Source organism: Kribbella lupini (assembly GCF_039529595.1).
Classification (GTDB): Bacteria; Actinomycetota; Actinomycetes; order Propionibacteriales; family Kribbellaceae; genus Kribbella; species Kribbella lupini.
The window spans coordinates 1020489-1042490 of the sequence record NZ_BAAANC010000002.1; the positions used below are offsets into that span (position 1 = coordinate 1020489).

Annotated in this window: 20 protein-coding genes; 1 reads left to right on the forward strand and 19 read right to left on the reverse strand. The window is 70.0% G+C overall.

The window, feature by feature from the left end; genetic code table 11:
- Positions 1-549 precede the first annotated feature (549 nt).
- On the reverse strand, positions 550-975 hold the full coding sequence (locus ABD235_RS18065; RefSeq protein ID WP_344175386.1) for a hypothetical protein: 426 nt from the start codon (positions 973-975) through the stop codon (positions 550-552).
- A gap of 112 nt (positions 976-1087) precedes the next feature.
- On the opposite strand from ABD235_RS18065, the gene ABD235_RS18070 reads away from it, so the two are divergent.
- The gene (locus tag ABD235_RS18070) at positions 1088-1555 is read left to right on the forward strand and encodes a hypothetical protein (protein ID WP_344175388.1); all 468 of its coding nucleotides are present in this window, start codon (positions 1088-1090) and stop codon (positions 1553-1555) included.
- A 78-nt stretch (positions 1556-1633) separates the two neighbouring features.
- On the opposite strand, the gene ABD235_RS18075 is transcribed toward ABD235_RS18070, so the two are convergent.
- From ABD235_RS18075 to ABD235_RS18160, 18 genes are all read right to left on the reverse strand, one after another.
- On the reverse strand, positions 1634-2530 hold the full coding sequence (locus ABD235_RS18075) for a bifunctional DNA primase/polymerase (RefSeq protein ID WP_344175390.1): 897 nt from the start codon (positions 2528-2530) through the stop codon (positions 1634-1636).
- Complete coding sequence (locus tag ABD235_RS18080; RefSeq protein ID WP_344175392.1) at positions 2527-2748, reverse strand: hypothetical protein; 222 nt, start codon at positions 2746-2748, stop codon at positions 2527-2529. The genes ABD235_RS18075 and ABD235_RS18080 overlap by 4 nt, the downstream gene beginning before the upstream one ends.
- Positions 2745-3041, reverse strand: coding sequence for a hypothetical protein (locus ABD235_RS18085; protein WP_344175394.1), 297 nt, complete (start codon positions 3039-3041; stop codon positions 2745-2747). Before ABD235_RS18085 ends, ABD235_RS18080 begins: the two co-directional genes overlap by 4 nt.
- A 2-nt stretch (positions 3042-3043) precedes the next feature.
- The gene (locus ABD235_RS18090; protein WP_344175396.1) at positions 3044-3412 is read right to left on the reverse strand and encodes a hypothetical protein; all 369 of its coding nucleotides are present in this window, start codon (positions 3410-3412) and stop codon (positions 3044-3046) included.
- Positions 3413-3481: 69 nt separating this feature from the next.
- On the reverse strand, positions 3482-5212 hold the full coding sequence (locus ABD235_RS18095) for a DNA cytosine methyltransferase (protein WP_344175398.1): 1731 nt from the start codon (positions 5210-5212) through the stop codon (positions 3482-3484).
- Positions 5213-5291: 79 nt separating this feature from the next.
- Positions 5292-5462 carry a hypothetical protein gene (locus tag ABD235_RS18100; protein WP_344175401.1) on the reverse strand — a complete coding sequence of 57 codons (171 nt, stop codon included), beginning with the start codon at positions 5460-5462 and terminating at the stop codon, positions 5292-5294.
- Positions 5459-5614, reverse strand: a complete 156-nt coding sequence (locus ABD235_RS18105; RefSeq protein ID WP_344175402.1) for a hypothetical protein — start codon at positions 5612-5614, stop codon at positions 5459-5461. The genes ABD235_RS18100 and ABD235_RS18105 overlap by 4 nt, the downstream gene beginning before the upstream one ends.
- 288 nt (positions 5615-5902) lie before the next feature.
- On the reverse strand, positions 5903-6298 hold the full coding sequence (locus tag ABD235_RS18110; RefSeq protein WP_344175403.1) for a hypothetical protein: 396 nt from the start codon (positions 6296-6298) through the stop codon (positions 5903-5905).
- A 52-nt stretch (positions 6299-6350) separates the two neighbouring features.
- Entirely contained in the window at positions 6351-9542 is a 3192-nt protein-coding gene (locus tag ABD235_RS18115) for a hypothetical protein (protein ID WP_344175406.1), read from the reverse strand.
- Between the two features lie 19 nt (positions 9543-9561).
- The gene (gene mobF, locus ABD235_RS18120; RefSeq protein ID WP_344175408.1) at positions 9562-14229 is read right to left on the reverse strand and encodes a MobF family relaxase; all 4668 of its coding nucleotides are present in this window, start codon (positions 14227-14229) and stop codon (positions 9562-9564) included.
- Positions 14230-14446: 217 nt separating this feature from the next.
- Positions 14447-16060, reverse strand: a complete 1614-nt coding sequence (locus ABD235_RS18125) for a DUF2637 domain-containing protein (protein ID WP_344175410.1) — start codon at positions 16058-16060, stop codon at positions 14447-14449.
- Positions 16057-16785 (reverse strand): hypothetical protein, encoded by a 729-nt coding sequence (locus ABD235_RS18130; protein ID WP_344175412.1) that lies wholly within the window; start codon positions 16783-16785, stop codon positions 16057-16059. The genes ABD235_RS18125 and ABD235_RS18130 overlap by 4 nt, the downstream gene beginning before the upstream one ends.
- Positions 16782-17450, reverse strand: coding sequence for an RRQRL motif-containing zinc-binding protein (locus ABD235_RS18135; RefSeq protein ID WP_344175414.1), 669 nt, complete (start codon positions 17448-17450; stop codon positions 16782-16784). Before ABD235_RS18135 ends, ABD235_RS18130 begins: the two co-directional genes overlap by 4 nt.
- Entirely contained in the window at positions 17447-18259 is an 813-nt protein-coding gene (locus ABD235_RS18140; protein WP_344175416.1) for a deazapurine DNA modification protein DpdA family protein, read from the reverse strand. Before ABD235_RS18140 ends, ABD235_RS18135 begins: the two co-directional genes overlap by 4 nt.
- Positions 18256-20565, reverse strand: coding sequence for a type IV secretory system conjugative DNA transfer family protein (locus ABD235_RS18145; protein WP_344175418.1), 2310 nt, complete (start codon positions 20563-20565; stop codon positions 18256-18258). The genes ABD235_RS18140 and ABD235_RS18145 overlap by 4 nt, the downstream gene beginning before the upstream one ends.
- Positions 20565-21080 carry a Pycsar system effector family protein gene (locus ABD235_RS18150; protein ID WP_344175420.1) on the reverse strand — a complete coding sequence of 172 codons (516 nt, stop codon included), beginning with the start codon at positions 21078-21080 and terminating at the stop codon, positions 20565-20567. The genes ABD235_RS18145 and ABD235_RS18150 overlap by 1 nt, the downstream gene beginning before the upstream one ends.
- Positions 21077-21427 (reverse strand): hypothetical protein, encoded by a 351-nt coding sequence (locus tag ABD235_RS18155; protein ID WP_344175422.1) that lies wholly within the window; start codon positions 21425-21427, stop codon positions 21077-21079. The genes ABD235_RS18150 and ABD235_RS18155 overlap by 4 nt, the downstream gene beginning before the upstream one ends.
- A gap of 137 nt (positions 21428-21564) precedes the next feature.
- A complete protein-coding gene (locus ABD235_RS18160; protein ID WP_344175424.1) occupies positions 21565-21954 on the reverse strand; it encodes a helix-turn-helix domain-containing protein in 390 nt (129 codons plus the stop codon).
- Between the last annotated feature and the right edge of the window lie 48 nt (positions 21955-22002).

The following is a 22002-nucleotide window of genomic DNA, read 5'->3' on the forward strand; positions in this document are numbered from 1 at the left end:
GCGTACGCGTGGTGATCAGCTGGAGACGTCGCCGTACGGTGTCCGGTTCGCCAGCGCGAGGGTGATGCCTCGGCCTGTGCTTTCGAGCGAATCGCATCTTCGGTGCGGCCGAGCTTGATGCTCATGACCCTTGGTCAGTGTGTTGCCCTCAGCAAGCTCTCGCAGCTGCTGTACCTCGGCGCGGCGCCGCTCGACTCCTGTCCTCTGTGCGAGTCGACCTCGTCGCCGTCAGGGGCCTGGTCTGGTCGAGATCCTTGGCGGCCCAGTATCCACAGCGGCGTCGTCGAGCACCGGCCTGCGACCGGGCTGGCTAGGCGGCGTTGTGCAACGTGCTCGACCTGGGCCAGTCGTCGCTTGCCGCCCATACCCACCGGCTGCTGCCTGGCGACTCCTGCCGGTAGGCGAGCGGCCAGCCTGCGAACTCGTCCGCCGTTCGTCCCATGCTCTGGGCTGCTCGGCGTTGGTCCTCCCAGTCGGACACGTAGAACACCCACCGGTCTCCGAGACCACCGACTAGCGTGATTACTCCTTCGCGGAGCGCACCGGCCATCAGGCGGCCCCGCTCACGCGCCGGCGAGCTGCTTGACGCTCAGCGAACTGTTCCATTTCGTCCGGCATCAACGGTCTGAGCGCCGTCGCGGGCGCCCACCGTCCGCCATCGCTGGCGGGTCGCTCGAGATAGGTGACGTAGCCGTGGAGGCCGTCAGGCTCCCGAGCCCACATGTGCAACATGGCGACCTCGGTACGGCTCGCCGTGACGTGCAGTTCGACGTACGGGGCCGGATCGCGGTACCAGGCGCAGTCGTCCGGGCGTTCGCCCACCTCGGTGTAACGGAGGCTCAGGATCGCCGCGTGCCAGCTCGCAACGTCGCCCGCAAGGTTGCGCGCGATCCAGTGCTGCTCGATGGCGTCCCACACTCCGAGCCCGAGCTGCGGCCAGCGCGCTTCGGGGTCGAACCGGCTCTCGTATCGCACATCAAACCTCCGATTCGCTCACCTGTTCGAATGTAACGTAGGCTCATCGCGGGTGACAACTGGGGGCTTCGTGGCGTGGAAAGTGTCGGCGGTGTCTGGGACCGTTGGTGGCATGGAGATCACTGACCGGGTACGGGTGGTTGAGCCGTTCGCCAACGTGCGGGTCGGTTCGTCGGAGTTTGTGGACGTTTGGCGACGGGCTGAGGCCGCGTTGCCGGAGCTTGTAGTTAGTGGCGACGGGCGGGAGTGGGAGACGAACTACACCTCCGGTGTCGTCGGGACCTTCCGCTGGCTGACCGGCGCCGAGCAGCGTCTCAGCCCTTCGCCTACAGATTGGACGCGCATGTGGCCGCCGCTCCCGGTACCGGGAGTTGATGTGGAGACTGCGACGCCGGCCGCGGTCGCGGCTATCCGGGCGGAGGTCGGCTCGTTGATCCAGCGGTCTCCTGACGGCTACAAGTCCGCATCGATGCCGCCTCAGCCGGGGTACCTGGAGGGCGTCCGCGACGTCATCGACTGGGCTTCAGGCCAGGGAGCGGTGCCCAGCGCTGTAGCCCCGGTCGAGCACCGCTCAGCCTGACACCGGGTCGGCACTCGAACCGCTGAGGGGCGGAACCGCGTAGCTGCGGTTCCGCGCCTCACGTGCGTCGGGGAAGCTCTAGGCGGTCTTCCTGGATCGGGGGTGCTGTGCGCCGCCCCGGAGCCCGGAGTGGATGGTGCGTTCGGCTTCGGCGCGGCTGAGCCCGATGCGTTCGGCTGCCGAGAGGAGTTCGTCGTGCACGGTGGCCTTGTCGAGCGCGCCGCCGGCGACCAACTGGCCGAGCAGGAACGCGGCGCGGTTCAAGGTGTGGTTGCGGTGGCCTTCGGTGGCGGCCAGGAGGTTGTCGAGTTCTCCCGTCAGCGCGGCCAGGGCGTAGGCGTCGGCGTTGTGCGGTGCGTTGGGGGTTTCAGCCGGTGGCGGCGGTGTGAGCTGGTTGGCGATCCAGTCCGGCAGCAGGGCGGGCCGGCGGATGACGTCTGCGCGGTAGCGCTGGCCGTGGATCATCGATCCAGCTCCGACCACGTACCCACCGATTCCCCTGGTGTCGATCTTCCATCCGAGCCGCCCGGCGCTGTTGCCGAACTCGACCCCTTCAGGCCGCCGGAAGTACAGGTGCTGTCCGCCGCTGGGGGTGGTGACGCTCCAGGTTTTCGGCAGTCGTTGGCCTGCTGCCTCCGCGAGCTGGTCGAGTACGTCGCGTCCGCAGCTGGCGCCGCGTGCGGTGGCCGGCGCGATCTGGTCAGGAGTGCGGGGTCGGTCGAGGTCGACGACGAGCAGCCCAGAGGGGCCGGTGGCGACTCCGATGTTGTACGCGGCCTCGCGCCACCACCGCGTGATCTGGTCGCTGTCCGTCGTGGCGATGTGCGGCCAGTCCTCGACCGCCGGGATCTTGCTGCCAGGCGACAGCGGAAACACCGCCAGACCACGGGCTGCGTGCCAGTGAGCCGCACGCGCCAGCCGGTCCGGTGCAGCAGCTCGAGACCGTCCCCTGCTGGTGGTGGGGTTCGTGTTCACGGATCGACCTCCTTCGCCTCGTCCTGGACGCGTTCGCGCTGCGCGCTCTTGCTGGTGGCCGCGGCGCGGGTCCGGACCGCCAGGTAGACGCGGACTCCGAAATCTCCACGGTTGGGGTAGCTGCGCTCACCGCCGGCCACCTCGAACTCCTCCTGCAGGTGCACGACCATCGCGTTGATCTCGTCGGGTTCACCGAGCAGCCGGACCTTGATCGTCATGACTTCACCTCATTGTGCTGCTCCAGGCCGCCCCACGCTTCTGGGCTGGTGTCGCCGTTGAACACCACCCGCAGCGGGCCGCGCTCGCACAGACCCCAGAAGCCGAGCTGGGCCGGGATTCCTTCGTCGGGGCACTCCGCGGTGATGGCGAAGTCGTCGCCGTCTTCGTTCTGGAACACGATCCACGGCGTGCCGTCGCGGTCGATGACCACGGCAGAGATGGCTGCGGCGCTCAGCTCCTCCACCTGCTCGAAGGTCGTGATCACCGTTCCGATGGGGATGCGCTGATACATGATCAGCCTCCCTCCGTGGTGGTGCTGGTCAGCGGCCCAACCTCCTCCAGCAGGTAGGGCCACAGCCGGACCCCCTCCCACTCGGTCGTCTCGTCGTACTGCGCCCGGCTGGTCTTCCTCATCCTGTACATGCAGTTTCCGGCGTCCTGGTGTTCCCACACGGCGCCGTCGAGGTCGACGAGCATCGCGGGTGCCGGGTCAGGCAGCGGGTCGCCCGGCGCATAAGTGCGGCGCTGCGGGTCGCGTTCGCGGCGGACCAGCGCGACCAGTCGGCGGCTGAGCAGTTCGGCTGCGGTCTGGTCGTGGCCGGCTTCGCGTAGCGGGTCGAGCATGAGGGCCCAGAGTCGAGCGTCGTTGTCCTTGGGCTTCATCGGATCTCCCTTGTGTGGTGGGTGGGGAGGGCCGCCGGTACGCCGTGCGGCCCTCCCCTGTTGTGTTGGTTAGGCGGCGTAGCCGAGTGGTGCGATCGCGGCGCCGATCATGTCCCTGGCGGCGGGCGGGGTGACGGCGTTGCCGGTCATCTTCACGAGGTCACGGTTGCTGGGTGGCTTGCCTTTCTCGTTGAGGACGTCGAATCGGTAGTCGGGCGCGAACGCCATTCCGGCGGCGACCTCGCGCGGCATGAACATGCGGAACAGGCACTCCGGCACCATCGCCTCGGCTTCCTTCAGGTCGGCCGGTGAGACCTTCGGGCGACCGCCACGCGGCCCGGCCTGGATCAGCGACTGGTGCCCGGCGGTGGTGAGCGTTCGCATGTACTCAGTGACCGGGGTCGTCATCTCGGCACCGCCGGTGTTGTTGCGGTGCACGAGCGCGTAGCGGTCAACGGTGGTCAGGGTTCCCATCGGCTCGTCGGCGGGCTTGGCGTAGTGGGCGTTGCCGTAGTAAGGCGAGACCAGTGCGTACGCCTCCCGGGTGGTCAGGGTTCGCAGCGCTTCGTCGGTCGGGCGGGCGTCGTCGTTCCACGAGCCGCCGGACGGGGTCACGAGGCCGTGGTGGTTGCCGCTGGCACAGAACGTCGCCGCGGGCTGCATCACCGACCGTGCGTCCGACCCGCCACCGCGCAGCTCGGCGACGAACGGTGTGACCATTGCGGTCTCGGCCCGGGTCGTCTGGGTCCGCATCGGCCACCACATCGGGTCGGCCTGCTTACCGTCGCGGCCCTCAACCGGAACCGCGAGCGCCTTCGACGCAGTGGTATGCAGGGTCCGGAGAACCTCATCCATCCCCCAGGCGCGGTAGTAGCCGTCCGGGTCGCCGTAACGCGGGTGGTTCGGGTCCGTCGCGTCGTAGGCGTTCCCGGCCGCCTCCAAGTGGAACGCGCCCCAGTAGCGAGCGATCCCAGCAGCGATCCGCGCCCGGGTCTTCGGCTTCAACCGATCCCCGATCCGCTCCCCCGGCACGCTCCAGTCGATCGCCGCAGCAGCGGGGAGGTATCCCGGCTCGACGACGGTGCCGCAGGCGGCGTGTACGTAGTGGTAGGCCTGGCGGTACCGGCCCACGGACTTGCCCTGAGCCCACGCCTGCTGCGACTCCACCATCGCCTCACAGCGCGTGCAGTACGCCTGCGGACGGAGGATCTGCTCGAAGTCCGGCGCCGGTGTCCCGTCCAGCCAGCACGCGATGTAGATCCGGTCCCGCGACTGCGGCGCCGGCGGCCCGAACGCCTGGGCGTGCATCGAGTTCAGTGACACGACCCGGAACTTGTAGCCCAGCTTCATCAGGTCTTGGCGCCACACGTGCCACGCCAGCCGGTATTTTTCCTGGACGGCGATGTCGACGACGTTCTCGATGATCATCACCCGGTAGCGGTGGTACTCGGCGAACTTGAGCACGTCGAACATCAGCAGCCGCGAGCGCTGCGCGGCCTCGTTGGACAGCGGGTCCTCGAACAGCCCTTCCTCGATCGCGGGCAGCTGCTTGCCGTTGGCCTGCGACCACTTCGTGCACTCCGGCGAGGCCCACAAAATGTCGGTGCGCGGGAAGAACCTCGGGTCCTCCTTGTGCAGGTCGGCGGTGGAGTGGTCGGTGTTGGGGTGGTTCAGGTTGTGCACGGCCACCGCCAGCGCCCAGTGGTTCGCGGCGATCCGCACATCGATCCCCGGGATCTGCATCGCGCCCGAGCTGGATCCACCGGCGCCGCAGAACAGGTCAGTCAAGCTCAAAGTCATGGTCGGCTCCTTCCTGTGGTGCGGGGAGCGCCGTGGGTGTCTGGTAGTCCTTCACCACGGCGCGTCCCCGGCCGGTGGGTTAGTTGGTGATCTCGTCGGGAGCGCTGTGCACGAGCAGCTGGTAGTCGGCGTCGTCTGGGTCGTCGCCGAAGAACTCGGCGCCGCACGAGCAGAGGCTGACGAACTTGCCGTCCACGTAGGGCTGCTCGGCCGGGGTGACGTCGCGGTGCTCGCTGGTCCTGGTCGTCATCGCTTGCCGCCCTTGGTGTTGTTGCGGGCGGCAACGGCCTGCGGGGTGTGCAGGTGCTCGCAGCAGATCGGCGAGCCGCAGAAGCGGTACTTCTTCGGGCTGCACCAGAGGGCGCAGGTCGTGCTGTGGATGCTGTTCCGGTCGTTGGTCACGGTGGTCATCCCTTTCGCTGGTGGGCTTGTGTAGCGGCAGCCCCGTTCTTGGGGGCCTGCCGGCTACTGCCGCCTAGCGGGCCGGGTCAGAGGCCCCGGCCAAGTTGGTTTCGGCCGTTGTCAGCTGGTGGACGCGGTTTGTCCTCCAGGTGAGAACTGCCGGGACCGACTTGGCCGGAGGGGACCTGGTCCGCTAGCCGCCCGCCAGCCCCAGCCAGGCACCGGGACCTTGCTCGGGCCGCAGGACCGAAAACGCCCCGCCCCGAAGAGGGCGGGGCGTCAGCCGAGTCAGACCTGCTGGTCGTCGCCGAGCGCCGGCCCGGTGTCTTCAATGGCCTGCTCGTCGACTGCTTCGGTGGCACGGTCCTCGGCGTGCCAGCGGACCAGTTCGTCATCGCGCTCGTCCCGCATCTGCTGGTCGACTTCGATCCGCTCGTGAACCTGCTCGACCGAGCGCTGCGCACGGCTGATCGCCACCGAGCACGCGCTGGTCTCGGTGGCCGCCTTGACGCTCTCCGACGGTTCGTCGCCGCGGTCGCCGGCGGCGACCAGCTCGACGCCCTCGCGAGCAGCGATCTTCTCCTCCACGTCACCGCTGCTTTCGGCGGTGGCCGCCAGCTCGTCGACCTGGGCGACGAGCGTCTCGTTACCGCGCGCACGGTCGTTGTACTCGGCGGCCTCCAACTCGTCGGCATGTTCGGTGCGCGCTTGCTTGTCGTCGGTGGCCTCACTCTCGTCACCGAGATCGGCTGGCAGCTGGACCTGCAGGCCCTTGGCTTGCTGCTGGACCCACGTCTGAAGGTCGCGCCGCGCCCCGCACGAACTCCGCCTCGCTGTCGCTGCTGGCGGCCGCCAGCTGCATCGCGTTGTACTCAGCATCTGCGGCCGCGAACCGTACGTCGTCGGCGAGCATGCCGAACCGCTCCTCACGCTCATCGTCCCCGGCGTGGGCAGCCTCGCCGGCAAGCTGCGCGAGCCGCTCGGCGATCCGGGCGTGTCCGAGATCGGGGGCTTCCATGGCTTCGGCCGCGGCGCGCTGCTCGGCCGTCAGGTACGACGCGGGGTCGGCCAGCTCGTCGCTGTCGTCGTCGACCTGCTCGGCACTGCCATGGTCGTCGCGGCCTTCCTGGTCGGTACTTTCGCGGCCGGCAACCTCACGTCCTGCCGAGACCTCGGCCTCGGCAACTTCCTCGGCTGCGGTCTGCCAGGGCCCAGGGATGATCTCGGACTCGCCATCCCAGGCGTACGGAACATGACGGGTGTCGCTGGTGAGGATCCTCAGCCGCCTCGCCCGCTCGGCGTCACCGTTGCTTGCCGCGGTGTCGGCGAGTTCGTCGACTTGGCGCGCGAGTGTCTTCCGGCGGCGCTGCGGTTCGTTGTACTTGGCCGCCTCCAGCTCGGCGTCAAGCTCTCGCCGCCACTCGGCGTCGGGTGCGGCGTCGCCCTGCTCAGTCCTCGCTGCCTCGACGTCCCGTGTCGTCCGTGTCGAATCGCTGTCGATCGGGGCGTTAGTGCCGCTAGGAGCGTCGATCTGGTGCTGCGTGGACTGGTCGAGCCAGCTGTCGAAGTCGACCCTGGGCTGAAAAATGCGCCCCACGGCGGCGCCGGTCTCACGCGCCGGCGCATGAATGGTTGCAGGAGGCGAAGCGAAGTTGGCGGAGGAGAACGAGAGCGGTTCCTTCGTCCGCGCTGCCTCTTCCATGACCGATGCGGTGAGACGGTCGCGCCACTTCGCGACATCCTTCTGGCTCAGGTCTGAAGTGCCCGTTGTCTCTGCGTCGCCGGTCTGCTCGGACGGTCCCAACTCGTCACCAGTGTTGGCGTCGGTGTCGGTGTAGATGCTCCCTAGATCGGCCGCCGCTGCGAGCTGATCGGCCTCCTGAAGCCATTGCCGGGCCTGTTCCCGCAGCCGTGCTGCGCCGGCTGGGTTGTCGGCGTCGTCGAGACGTTCCGCGTTCATTTCCGCGCGCTCGGCGGCGCTGACGAGCTCGGCGAGTCGGTCGCTGTGGTCGTCCGCCGCGGTGTCGTCGTCGGCACGGCGTGCCTGCTCGCCGGCACCCGCGTCGACGGCGACGCCGTACTGCGCGTCGCCGGTGATCCGCACGCTGGGGCGGCGCTCGCCGTGCTCGTTGTAATCGAGCAATTCGGCGCGCGGACCGATCTGGTGCGTGGTGAGGCGCTGCAGGGCCTGGTCGATTTGCTCGGAGGCGTAGGGCGTGGCGTCACTCAGCCGGCTGTGCAGTGCGAGGCGATGCTTGAGCTGGCCGAGGTCGACGGGGTCATGGTCGCTGGGGGTTCCGAGGTCGAACTGGCGTTCGGCGGCCCGGTCGCTGACGATCATGTCGTAGGCGTGCTGGACGGCGTTCTCGAGCATCTGGTCGCTGTCGCGCTCGAGCGGCTCGGCGCCGGTTTGGTCGGCGTTGCTGTCGGGCAGGACCAGCCCGTGGCGGGAGACCTGCTCCTGCAGGCGCGCCTCGGTCAGGGTCTGCTGTTCGGCGAGGTGGGCACGCCGGTCGGGGGCCCGCAGCGCGCCTTCGACCGCCTCGTATTCGTCGAACTGGGCCTGGTCGTCGATCTGCTCGGCGAGTTCGCGGTACCGGGCGGCCAGCTCGAAGTCGCCGGCGGCAACCGCCTGGTCGGCCTGCTGCGACAATCCGACGATCAGTGGCCGGTGACCCAGGTTGGGCGGGCGGAGCCTGATCCAGTCCTCGACGTTGTCCAGGTGATCGAGCAGCACGTCTGCGACCTCGACTGACTCCACGGGCTGGCCGAGCCCCGGGAACAGCTGGTGGCGGCGCAGGATCAGTCGCGCCTCGACGTCTTCGGGATCCTCATCGTCGCCGAGCTCGTATGCACCGGTGCGCAGCTGCTCGGGCAGCACGATCGCGTCGTCGTCGGTGAGGCTCTCGTTGCCGAGCCCGGCAACGTGGTCCAGCGCGTCTCCGAACGCGTGACGGTCCAGCTGGTCGAGGTCTTCACCGTCCTGGCCGGGGTTGGTCGTGGCGCGATCCTCGTACTGGCTGAGAACCATGACGACGTCGTCGGCGAAGTCTTGCAGCCCATCCGCTCGCGCCTTTTGCCCGGCGTTGCGGGCCTGCTTGGCTTCGGCCAGCGCCCAGGCGTGCACGGCGGCAGCGTGGTCACGCACGGCGGACGACGCCGCCGCGGGCGGCTCGTACTGGGTGCTGTTCAGGATCGGGTGCCGTACATTCGACGACCAGTCCAGCGTCGCGCTGAACAGTTGCTGGTGCCGCTCCCACAGTCCGGGGTGGTTCGACGACAGCGCCGGAAAGAGAGCGTTCGGCAGCGCGATCTCCGGCCCGGGGTGGACCTTGCCGCTGAACAACGCGGCGTGCTCGCTGAGCTCCCGGCGAAAGGCTTCCCGGTCCAGTTTCGGGGTCTCGTCGCGGCCCGCGGCGCGCTGGTCGGCGGCCTGCAGCGTGTACAGCTCGACCATCTTGTCGAGTTGGGCGTCGAAGTCGCGCAGGACGGTGGCGCGGTGCTGGTCGCCGCGACCTTCGGCCTGGCGCAGGTCGGTGCGGATCGCGTCGCGAGCCAGCGCGACGTCGCCGGCCGGGTCGTAGTTCGTCCCTTGCCGCTGCGGAAACACGGTGTCGGCGCTGATCGCGTTCTGGGCGAGGTAGGCACGGCCGTAGTTCTCCCACTGCTCGATCGCCGTCGTCAGTGCTTCGTCGTTGAGCCGGCCGCGGTCGAGGTCGGCCACGACGAACCCGAGTTCCTCGCCCATGGTCTGCCACACCGACTGGTACGCCGCTGCGCGCAGCGAGTCCGGCTCGGTGTCGGCCAGCCGGTCCAAAGTGTCCATGCGGTCCTGAGCCCGCTGGATCTGAGCCGGGTAGTCACCCGTCGGCTGCAGCGGCGCGATCCGGTTGAGCAGTCCGTCGAGCCAGGTTGTGAACTTCGCCATGATCGTTCTCCTTGTGGGGCTAGTCGTCCAGGCCGAGCGAGTCGCCGGCTTGGGTGTGGTTGCTGGTGGCATCGGTTGCGCTGAACTCGCGTTCGGCGTGCCAGGCCGCGAGATCCTCTTCGCGGCGGTCGGCTTCGGCGGCTTCGCGTTCGGCGTCGGCCTGCTCGCGCTGCCGTAGCTCGATCAGCGCCCGTTGCGCGCGCCGTACGGCGTCGGCGGTTTCGTCTGCGGTCGGGATCCGCATCGATTCGGCCTCGGGGGCGTGGTCCTCGGCTGCGGCTACGTCGCGCAGGTCGGCCGGTGCCAGGTCGTCGACGGTGTTGGCCGTCGGCTTGTCGAAGTCGCTCTGCGTCTCGACTGGGTCGGTCTGGTCGGTGTTGTTGGGTTCCGCGACAATCTCGGCGTCGGATATGGATTCGTCGGCGATGTCCTCCGCGTCGTCGCGGCCGGTGTCGAGCTGGTCGTGTACGAGTTCGGCTTCGACGAACTCGTCGGCTCGTACGGCGCTGGCGCGGTCGCGTTCTTGCTGTGCTGCGATTTCTGTGAGGTCGAGCTCGTCGGTGATGACGCGGTGGGGGTCTTCGGCGCGGTCGGCGGCGAGGTTGGCGGCGATCCAGTCGTCGACGGTGGGTCCGTCGTCGGTGTTGTCGATACCGCGGGTGGCGAGTTCGTCGGCGGCGCGCTGCGCGGCGGCGCGGGTTTCGGCGGTGTGGGCGTACCAGGTCGCCCGGGCGTCGTCGGCCAGCTGCAGCTCGGCGGCGCGCGCGTCGAGCGCCTCGGCGAGCGCTTCAGCCTCGGCCGCCTGGACCTGCAATTCGTGGACGCGATCTACGCCCTCGGCGGACAGGGCGGCGGCTTCGGCGCGCAGGCGAGTGGCCTCACGGCGCTGGTCTTCGGCGCCTGCGCGGGTCCCGGCCAGTTCGTGGGCGACATAGGGCGGTGCCCACGTCTGCTCGCGGTCGTAGGCGCGGACTCGGACGCGGAGCTGGCCGGTGGTCATCTCGGCCTCGGCACGGTCGGCTTCGGGGCGGCCGAGCGCCCGCCACGCTTGCCGCCAGGTGGCATACATCTCCGGCTGGCCGGGTTTCGGCGCCGACCCGAGTGCTTCGGCCGGGTCGGTGATGCCGGCGATCTCGCGGTGAGCGGCCACGGCAGCGGCGCGCTCGACCCACGTCGCGCGGTCCGTCTCGGCGCCTGGGCTGTCGGTGCCCGGCACCGGGCCGAGGGCCTCGAGTGCCCATTGCGGCTGCTCGTCGGCGACCGCCTCGCCGAGCTGGTGGTGGCGCTTGTCGGCTTCGGCCGCGAGTTCGTGCAGGTAGGTGCTCCATTGGGCGCTCACGGTCGCCGGAACCAGGTCGGCAAGGCTGGTCGTGGTCGGGTCCAGTTCGGTGGTGCGGGTGATGCGGTCCTGTAGCACGCTGGTCAGCTGCCGGGCGCCTTCCAGTGAGCGTTTCGCGATCGCGTCGCGCAGGACCTGTTCGGCGTCGACGCCGGCGAGCTCGACGCGGCGCAGCAAGGTCGACAGGGTCGCTGCGCCGTCCTCGCCGATCAGCCGCTGGCACTCGTCGGGAGTGAGTACGTCGTCGGCTTCGAGGGCTTGCAGCCACTGGGCGGTGCGGTCGCCGGTGGCGACGGTGATGGCGTCGGTGAGCCGTTCGAACGCCGTGCGGTACGTGCCCGCGTCGGCGGCGTCGTCGGCTTCGGCCTGCAGGCCCGAGGACTCCGGCGCGGCTTCGTCGGCGTCGAACGCCGCAGCCAGGACGGCGGTCGCGGACTTGCGCGCCGCGCGTGCGACCTCGCCGGTCTCGGCGTCGGCGTGGGCGGCCTTGGTGACGACGTGGACGGTGTTAGAGATCCGTCCGCGGGTCAGTTGCACGTACAGCGACCTCAGCGACGTTCGGGCCGATACGACGCCGTGGGTGGTGTCGACGGTGGCGCCCTGGGCGGCGTGGACGGTGGCGGCGTAGGCCAGTGTCACGTTCTCCTGGACGTACCAGGAGGGCAGGATCACGCTCTGGCCCTCGATGGGCTGGCGGGTGTCGCGGTCGAGCGGTATCGCTCGGATGGATCCGTTGACCAGGATCTCCTCGACGCGGAACTCGTCGCGGTTGAACACGGGCCGGCTGGTGCCGTCCTCGCCCTTGTGTTGCCAGTCGTTCATGCGGGCCTGGATGAGGTCGCCGCGGCCAGCGCGGTTGCCGTCGCCTCCTAGCTCGACGGTGTTCAGGTCGTCGACGCGGCGCAGCTTGACCAGGCGGGCGCGCAGCTCTGCGGCGACGCTGGCGGCCTGCTCGTTGGTGTCGGTGACGAGCAGGGTGTTCAGGCCTTTGAGGTGGTCGGCCAGCCAGGCGTCGGCCGCGAGACGCTGGGCGCGTTCGGCGTGCTCGCCGTCGATGATGCGGCCGTACTTGTAGTACTCGGCCAGCACCGAGGCGTCCCCGGCGCGCAGCCGCAGCGAGGCTGGGCCTTCCCAGTCCTGCTGGAAGCGGTGGGTTTCGCCGAGTTCGTGGGTCAGTGCGGTCTTGGTCACCAGTTCCATGCCGCCGCCGGCACCGACGGCGGCCAACTGGCGCGGGTCGCCGACCAGCAGCAGCTTGGCCCCGGCCGCCTCGCAGTGCCGCTGGATCGCAGCGAGATCGGCGGTCTCGGCCATCGCGGACTCGTCGACGACGACCAGATCGCCGTCGCGCAGCGCCCACGCCAGCTGCTCGCGGTTCGCCGTACCGTTGGCGATCTTGTCCTGCGTCATCAGCCAGCGCGTGATGTTGCGGGCGGTGACACCGTCGCCGGCCAGGACCTCGGTCGCGGCCTGCGATGCGGCGAGGCCGACCATGCGCTGCTGGCGGCCACCCCACAGCGCGGGGTCTTCCCACGCCTTGGCGAGGGCACCGACGACACGGGACTTTCCGGTGCCGGCCGGGCCGATGAGTGCCTCGACCTTCGCGCCCGAGGTCAGGATCCCGCGCAGCGCCAGATCCTGCCCGCGGCCAAGAGTGAAGCCCTGAGTGGCGAGCTGGTTCACGAAGCCGGCCGCGTCGACGCTGTTCATCGCTGCCGCGCCGCGCGCGTAACCCAACTCGGCGAGCGACTCTTCGACGCTGCGATGAGCGGCGGTCATGAACCGCTCCCCACCGGGCGCCCGGTACGCCGATGACCCGTCGTTGAGGCGCAGCTCGTCGGGCAGGCTCGCGTCGCCCGGGCGGGCGGCCTCGATCGACCAGGCGCGCTCGAGTGCCCGTTCGGTCAGTGTGTCGAGCAGCTCGACGATCTCGGCCGGCGTGCGGTTGCCGAGATCGTCAGGCAGACGGTTGCTGATGGCCCGGGTCAGGTCGGCCGCGGTCCACGCAGCCTTGGTTGCCTGGACCTCGGCCAGCGCCTCCTCGACCACCTTCGCCTCCGGCAGCGGCTGCGCCGCGCGGTCGGCCTCGGCGTGCTGCAGGGCCTTCTCGGCGACAGCGGCCAGCCCCCCGGAGACTTCGGCGCGCAGTTCGCGGTCCCAGCGCTCCAGGCGATCCTCGACGGTCTCGCCGTCGTGGGACTTGGCCTTGCGGGTCGCGAACGTCGCCGAGCGCTGGAGCCGGTCCAGCTCCAGGCCGTTCGGCTCGCGGCCGAACTTGTCGCGGAACTCGTCCACGAGCCTGGCTGTCTTTTTGGTGATGGCTCGGCGGCGGGAGCTGAACAGGTCCATGACGGCCTGGTCGACGCCGACGATCTCGCGGGACTTGCCGTCGGGCCGCATCGCGAACCGGACACCGAGCGCTTGGGTCAGGTGCTGTTCCATCACCCGCTCGCCGATCGCGCCGGCGGCGCCGCGGTAGCGGTGCAACGCGGCACCGTCGATCGTGCGCCACTCACCGTCCGGTCCCTGGACCCGATTGAGGATCGCGTTGTGGATGTGCAGCTGGGGGTCGTGGTTGCGGGAGTCGTGCTGGAAGAACGACGCGACGGTCCAGTCGTGGGCATCGGCCCACCGGCCAGCGGCGCCGCCGTGGTGCCCGACCCGGGTGTATCCGGCCTTGTCGGACAAATAGCCGAGCAGGGCCTGGTTACCGGCCCAGATCGCGTCCTCGACGGCTTGCCGCTGCTGGCCCCAGGCCAGCGCTTCGGTCTGGGCGCGCTGCACCGCGGCTTGCAAACGGTGCACCGCGGAGCGGTCCCCGCTCCGCTCCGCCTCCACAACTGCACCGGGCAGAGCGGCCCGGGCCTGCTCCGCTGCCCGCACCGCCCGGACCTCTTGGGCTTCGAACGAGGTGTGCAGGACGGTGATCGACTTCTGCACCGAAAAGGTCGCGTCGTAGAACGCGACGTTGCGGCGCACGTTGCGTCCCGCCTCCGCGCGCAGCTCCTCGCGGCGCTCCGCGTCTGCACCGGGCTCGGCGGCCAGTGCAGCCTGGTAGATCTCCTCCTCCGACTTGTACGCGCGACCGGTGTGGCCGAGGGTGTCAGCCTCGTCCCACAGCATCGGGTCGCCGAACCGTTCGTCGCGCGGGTCGAGGAACCGCTCGTACAGCGCGCTCATCTCCTCGGTGCCAACCTCACCGGACAGCCCGAGCGCCTCCGCGCCCCGGCCTGACCAGCGGCCCGGCGGCTCACCGGCAGCGGTGGCGCCGGTGTAGTAGTTCTCCCGACCGGCCGCGACCGCGCCGGTCAGGTAGTCGGCGCTGTGGCCGCTCGAAACCGTCAGCACGAGCGACCACCGGCCCGGCCCCCGGCCACGCCGGCGGCGGCGCACGCCGCCGCGGCGGGCGGGTTAGCCGACCGACGACAATCGGAGTCGAGGCTCCATTTGATCGTGATGCATAGGTGTGTATCGACGTATTCGTCCCTCCGCTCCCCTGCTGAGGGCTGCTGAATGCTGGATGGGCCTGACCTGTGGATCGGGCTTGTCTGCTCGCTTCGGATGTTCATCGGGTGCTGCTCGTTTCGAGTTCGTCGGCTTCGTCGGTGGCGTTGTGCTGCTGTTGGTGGTTGCTGTCGGCATCGGTTTCGGATGGGCCGTTGCCGTCGTTATCCGGATCGCTGGCGGCGTCGGTGGTGTTCTTGGGCTCGACCCAGCCGAGCCGGTCGGCGAGCCGCCGCGCCTTCGGGAACCCACAACCCAGAACCCGGGTGATCTCGCGCTGCCCGAGGGGCGCGCCACCGTGGTCGCGCCGCGATGCCTCCACCAGGACCGCCAAGTCGGCCTCGTCACCGCGCTTGCTCCGCGCCTCTCCCCCACCACCTGCACCGCTTCGCGGCGACTCGGAGACAGGTGCACTGATCACCGATGCACCGCTGTTGCGCGCAGCGGCGGGCTGGTGCACCGGAGCAGCTGCACCGGCCTGGCTCATGGGGTGCACCGGAGCGGGTTCACCGGAGCGCGGTGCGGCTGCACCGGTGCGGTTGTGGTGCGGTGCAGCCTGCGGAGCGCGCTGCTCCGAAACGATCCGCGCGCCGCCTTGGTGGAGCAGTGCACCGACGACGTAACCGACCATCAACTGCACCGCCAGGGCCTCGTCCTCGGCGGTCTCCTCGCCGTCGGTGACCTCGGACACGTCGTCGGGATCGGCCGGGTCGATCTGGTCACGGCGGGCGGCCAGCAGGAACAGCACCAGCCACAGCGGGAACTCGCTCCGCGCCGGGGCCTGCTCGTCCGTAACAGGCAGGCCGAGCGCCGCGGAGTCGACGACAGCGAGCAGTTCGCCCGCGGTCATCCTGTCGGTGGTGGGCAGCAGGGCAGCGAGCTGGCCGGCGGTCAGCAGGCCGTCGCGGATCGTCTGCAGCGCGGCCGACCGCGCGGCCCGGGCGGAGTCGATCGGCAGGACGCGGCGGCTCGGGCAGACGGTGTTCAGTCGCGACGACATCCGCACGACCTGCTGAACCAGCGCCCGAGCTGCGACCGGGTCGTCGGTGCCCGTCCGAGCGAGGTGCAACCAGACCCTGGTGGTGATGACCGGGGAGGTGAACCAGGTCAGCGCGGACAGCTTCGCGCGGGCGGGCTGGGCAAGCTTCATCTGCAGTCGCAGCAAATGGGCGAGCATCTCGACCAGTACGGCGTAGGCGATCGGTGCGAGGGCGTGCGCGACGGCGTCGGCGATCCCGGTGGCGGTGTCGACGTTGAGCCACACGGTGCCGCCGATGAACACGTACGTCGTCACCAGCGCGCCCGGGATCCGCCAGCCCCGCGTCAGCGCGGCCAGCCGCAGGGCGGTGCAGGCGATGATCATGCCGTCAGCCACCAGCGGCACGAGCGGGCTGTTGAACTTCTCCGAGACGGCGCTGAACGAACGGGCGCCGCCGATCGCGGCGACCCCGAACGCGGCAACGATCGCCACCACGATCAGCACCCGCCGACCGGCACCCGGGCGGCTAGCCACCCGGCTGGCGCCACGCGCCGCGCGCCGGACCAGCCACGCGACCAGGCCGATCGTGACGGCGGCCCCGGCCGCGATCGCGGCGATCTCGGCAACCCGCCCGACGTCCGGCAGAGCGTAGTCCCCGAAAGGGTTGCTGAGGGCAAGGACCCGGTTGGTGTTCATCGCTGGCCTCCAGCGGTGTTCGGTACGGCGGTCAGGGAGGCGCCGCCGGGGCGCCCGGCCTTGACCTGCTCGGGGGTCGGGGTGGGGCCGTGCTGGTCGCGGTCAGTGGCCCACCAGGTCACGAACGGGTCCGCGTCGGTCATCAGCGGGACCGTGACGGCGGGCCGTCCGGCGTGCTCGCGGTGGGCCAGGACGCTGCAGCCTTCGCCGTAGCCGGTGACGCGCTTGGCGACACCGGGGCGCTGGCGGTCGTGCCAGTCACCGGCGAGCTTGAGCGACGCCTCTTCGCCGTGGAACGCCGCGGTCCAGGCGTCCATCAGCCACAGCAGCTCTTCGACGATCTCGGGGTGCCACAGCCAGCACACCGGCAGCGACTCGCGGCCGTCCTTGTAGCGCAGGTAGACCGTCTGCAGCCACGGCAGCAACTCCGACAGCACCGCCTGCACGGCGGCCTCGTCCTCGGCCAGCACCAACCACGACCGCACCGCCGGCGCGGCCTCGTCGCCACCGCTGCTGCTGGTTCGCTTCGCGGGCGACTGGGTGAGCGCGTCGCCCAACTCCGTCACGACCTTCGCCAGCCGGGTCAGATCCTGGGCACTGGCACTCTGCCGCAACCCGCTCTTGACCGCCTGCAGGTCGCGACTGAACGCCTCGACGGTACGAGCCAGGGCGGCGACCGCGCGCTGTGCGGCCACGGCGGGCTCTTCGTGGTCTTGGTGCTTCATGCTGCTCCTACCTCCACTCCCGGCCAGGACTCGTCACCGGCCGGGAACTCGTCGTGGTGACCGCGCGCCGGGGCGCGGTCCGTGTCGTCGGTGTGCCAGCGCGCGAACTGCCCGTCGCGCTCGGCAGCGTCGTCGCGGGCACGGCGCTCGCCGGCGGCTTGCTCGACCGCCTGGGCGGCCTGGTCGACGGCGGCCGACGCCTCGACCGCCGGATCGTCGTCGGCACTGTCGTCGGCGTCGTCCATCCAGTTGTGCAAGGTCCTCCAGGTCGCGCCCTGGTCGGGACGGGGCTCGACGCCGTCGGAGTGGCAGTCGCCGCACAGGTGGTCGGTGGTGCGGACGAAGTGGTCGACCGGGCCGCACTCGGCGCAGACCTTCCGCGCCGCCAGAGCCTTCTCAACCGCGGCCAACTGGGCATCGGTCGCGGTCCGCTTCGGCTTCGCGTTGGCCTCGACGTACAGCCAGGCGAATCTGTCGCTGCGCTTCCACGTGAGTCGGGCGAACGGTTCCTGCCCGCCCGGGCACAGCCCCTTGCTCCGCAATTGCCGACGGGTTGCCAACCCGGCGGGTGCCTGGCGGCGACGGAACTCCGGCAACCCGTCGCGGACCGTGCCGGGCCAACTGCGCCCGTCCCACAGCTCGACCCACTCCGGTTGTCCGGTCATCGCTGTCCTCCTTCGGAGGAGGCAGCGCGTGGCGTGTCGAACAAGGCGAGTTCTTCGTAGCGCGGGATCGAGCCGAGGACCCGGTGACGCCACTGGTGCGCGTAGAGGCGGCAGTTGGCGCAGTTGCTGTGCTGGCAGCCCGGCAGCGGCGCGCTGCGGCGGGCTTCGACGGACCAAGCCATCGAGTCAGCCGACGCGAGCCGGTGCCCGCACCGGCGCAGCCCGAGGACCTTGAAACCGAAGCCGTGCAGCTGCGTGATGCCGATGGCGCGAAGCGCATCGATGATGGCGACGGCCTCGCTGGTCGCCTGGCGGCGGCACACGGACCCGAGTCCGACGACCTGAACCGATCGCAGATCGACGCCGGCGGCGGCGTACAGGTCGGCGCACGCGAGGTAGTCGTCGACGTGCCATCCCTGCAGCACGGGAACGAACGGCAGATCGGGAGCGGTTTCCCGCAGCTCGCGGTAGTTGTCGATCGTGCGTCGCTGGTGCTCGAGCAGCGACAAACCAGTCCTGGTCAGGATCCATGGCTCGCACATCCAGTCCTGCGGCGCGGCCCACATCAGCCCGCCGATCTCGTCGCGGTAGCGACGGACCCGCTCGGCGTACTGACGCGGCGTCGGGCCGGCCGACCACGATCCATGCGTCGACAGCTCGGTGAAACCGCCCGAATCCAGAGCCCAAGGTGCTTTGGCTCGCGGCAGCGTCTTGTAGCCGCGCAGGCGCCTGTCGGAGACGAACAGCGGAACACCGCTGGTCCGCAGCCAGCCGGGCTGGTGGGTGCCGAGGTAGAACTGAGCCGTCATTGCTGCACCTCCTCGCGCTCAACGCGCTCGCGCTCGGTGCGCGCCGCCAAAGCAGCGCGTGCGTTGCGCATGGCACCGATCAGCCGGACGCGGGCGATGAGCTCGCGGGCCGGATCGTTCGCGTCGAGCCAGGCCAGGACTCCGGCGGCACGGCGGGCGAAGGGCGCGGTGGCCTTCCGTACGACGGCCCGGGCCCGGACGGTCGCGGCCCGGTCGGCGGCAATGACCTGGTCACACAGCCACCCCGCCTGGCTGAGGAGCCAGCCGCCGGTCGCGTCGGCGACGGTCTCGGTGAGGGTGGTGAGCCAGCGCACCGCCGGTCGGCGCCGGAACTTGGCCAGGCGGACGTCGAGGCGCTTGTAGGTCATCCGGGCATTGGTGATCGCGGGCGGCATGCCGTTGGTGATGATCAGTACCTGCCCGGTGCGCAACTGTCCGACCTGGGCCGGGGTGAGCACCGTCGACTTACGAGTGGAGATCGACTGGGCGCCGGTCGAGCGGTCCTTGGTGACGGCGGGCTCTTCCCGCTCGCCGGCCACGGTCGACCAGTACTGCAGGTCCTCGCCGTCGGCCGATCCGCCGAACAGGATCTTGGTCGCGCAGTTGGTGAGCAGGGCACCGGTCGCGGCGTCGCCGAACCGCTGCCGCATCTGCGCCCGGGACTGTGCGGCGATGTGCATGGTGATCCCGCGCGACCCGAAGTCACCCGACCACTGGTCCAGCGGGATCAGGCAGATCAGCGCGGCCTCGTCGAGCACCATCGTGAGCGACGGGTCGAGTCGCTCGCGCGGCGACCGGGCCGCGATCGCCTTGGCCTGCCGGGCGATGTTCGCTGTGAGGGCGGTGACCAGCGGCGAGGTCTTCTTGTCCTCGGCCCCGATCAGGTAGACCGTGCCGTTGGTGGCGAGCAGTTCCTGGACGTCGAACTGCTGGCCACCGGGCGCCGCCGCCTTCGCCGCGCTCGGTACCGACAGCCAGCCCAGTGCGGGCATGATTGTGGTCGAGATCGATGACTGGGTGTTCGGGTTGTTGGTGAAGAACTGCTTGGCCTCCTGCATCATCCCGGCGGCCGTCGTTCCGGCGGCCTCCAGCTGATATAGGACCGTGCTGGCCGCTTCCTTGGACGGGTGGGCGACCCACTGCTGCACGTCGTACATTGAGTAGCCGCCCAGCGCGGCGGCGTGCAGTAGCGCCTGCAGGGTCTGCTTGGCGAATCCGTCCCAGCGCTCGCCCTGGCCGTCGCTCTTGTTTCGGCCGATGCCGTCGATCAGGTCGGCGGCGCGGTCCATCGCTACCGCGGCGAGCTCGCAGCCCTGCAGCGGGTCGAACCGCACCCACGTGCCACCGAGCGACTCGACCAGCGCGTCGACCTCGGACCCGGCGGTGATCACGCCGCTGGGGTCGAACACCCACACCGGCCCCTTCGCGGCGCGGGCGGTGGCGGTGTCGCGCAGTACGTCCTGCTTGGTCGAGGTCGTGATCACCGCGCCAACCGCGTCCAGGATCCAGTTCATCAGCAGCTGCGTCTTGCCCTGCCGGGGACCGCCGAAGGTGATCGTGTGGTGCTGAGTCGACGACCAGAGCCACACCAGTCCGACGCGCGCGATCTTCACGCCCAGCTCTGCGGTGCGGACGAGGCGCCGCTGCCAGCGCGACAGCTCGGCCAGCGACGGGCGCAGGACCGCCATTTGCTTGCGCAGACCCCGCGCCGACGCGGTACGCAACACGTCCACGCTCGAGGCGAGACCGTCGGTCTCACGCCCGGCCCGCCCCAGGCGGCGCAGCAGGCCGCGCGAGCTGGACCGCGAGAACAGCACCCGCGCCAGCGTCCCCAGCGAAACCATGGCGCCGACCGCGACCGCGGCCAGCCACCAGCGGTGGATCTCCGGGCTGACAGGCAGCGCCCGCAGCGCCAGGCCGACGTAGACCAGCCACGCACCAACCGAGATCCCAGCCCCGATCGGCTGGTTGACCTTGATCAGCACCGCCGAGACCAGCACCAGCACACCGGCCGCAACCAGCCAGGTACCGATGCCGCCCGGCGCACCCACCCGGGAGGCCAGGAACCCGACGTAACCGAGCCACAGCGGCATCGACACGATTAGGCCCCGGCCGACCTGCCAGAACATCAGGACCACCGACAGCAGTCCTAGCGCTCCCCCGACGGTCAGCCACGTACCGACCTCGACGGCCAGCGGAGCGGGCGCCGCAACGATCAGCACGATCCCACCGGCCAGCACGCCGGCCATCGACAAACCCAGCTTCGGGAGCACGACACCGTCTCGCGCGTTCGGTCGACGCTCCATCACCGACCACCACCCAGCAGCCAACCGGCCGCCGCCAGGAAACCGCCCACCGACACCGCGAGGAACGACACCCGCACCAGACGGTGCTTGGACCAGGCGATCTCCGACAAGACCTTGGCCTGGTGACTCACCGCCTCGCACGGCCCCGCGACCTCCTCGCTCGGGTACGCGTGAGGGTTGGGGTTGAGGTGTCGGCGCAGCTGCTCCATCGACCGGAGCCGCACCGCGCCGAAGTACAGGAACTCCCCCGGCACCAACTGCTCGCCCGGCGTGTGCAGCCGCGGTACGACCACCAACATCGCTGCAGCGATTGCGACCGCCAGCGCGATCAGGGACAGACCCAGCAGAACCCGGGCGCCGATCGGCGACCCGCCCGACTGCGACACCAGCGCAAGCACCACCGCGGTCAGCGCCGTCTCGACCGGTACAGCGAAACCGGCCTTGTTATCAGCCCGCTCGATCGCGCCAGCGGCCGAGTCGTGCATCCACTTCGCCAGGTCAAGGTGCGTGCTCATCGACCCACACCACCCGTGGGCGTGGGGTGGGCCGTGAACCGAACACTCACCCTCGGCGAAGCGAACCGGGTCCGCACCGAGTAGCCCGCGCCCGGAGCCAGCGCTGGCATCACGCCGAGCGCCTCCCCCGCAGCCTCGACAATCCGCATGTCCGCGCTGAACGACTCCTCGCACACCAGCCAGGCCGCCTCGACGAACGGCAACCCGAGCTGCGGGTGGTCAGCCACAAACGCGGCCAGCTCAAACAACCCCCGAATGACCGCCGCACGCTCCGGCGCGACGTCCAACATCCCCACCGGCGGAACCCACCGGCTCACCGACTCGCCAGCATCCGTCATGCTGGACACCTCCTGTGCTCTTAGCTGAGTGATGGGAGAACCGGCCCTGTTCTGGTTGGCGCCTGTGGCAGGGCCGGTCCAAGTCGTTCTGGCTTGATCGCGCGCACTTGGAGGCACTCCGCTTCTCCAGCGGGCGAGAAGGCGTTTCACGCCGCGCCTCCGGCCGGCTGCGAGGCAGCACCGCTCCAGCCGGCGGCCCATTCGCTCGCCTCGACGCAACCGCCACCGACCACTGCGTCATTCAGCAGTTGCTCGACCGCCTTGGCCGGGATTACATAGCGCCCTTTGCCATCCCCGCGTTGCATCCGAACTGCAGGGAATGCGTCCGCCCGGACGAGTCGGTAAAGGTGCTCCTGCGAGACGCTGCAGAGCGCAGCTGCTTCGGGAATCGTGTAGCTCGGCACCCCGGCTGCGCGCTTCCGCAGGGCGCTCCGCAGGGCGAGCTCTCTGCTGAGTTGGCGGAGGCTGCCCGCGATTGAGTCGTTCTCTTCTGGCTCGGCTGGCTGATGCACGAGCCCCGCTCGCTTCTCTGTCATCTGAGACCTCATCCGGCTTGCGCCTGCCATGTTTGGCTGGGCTGTACG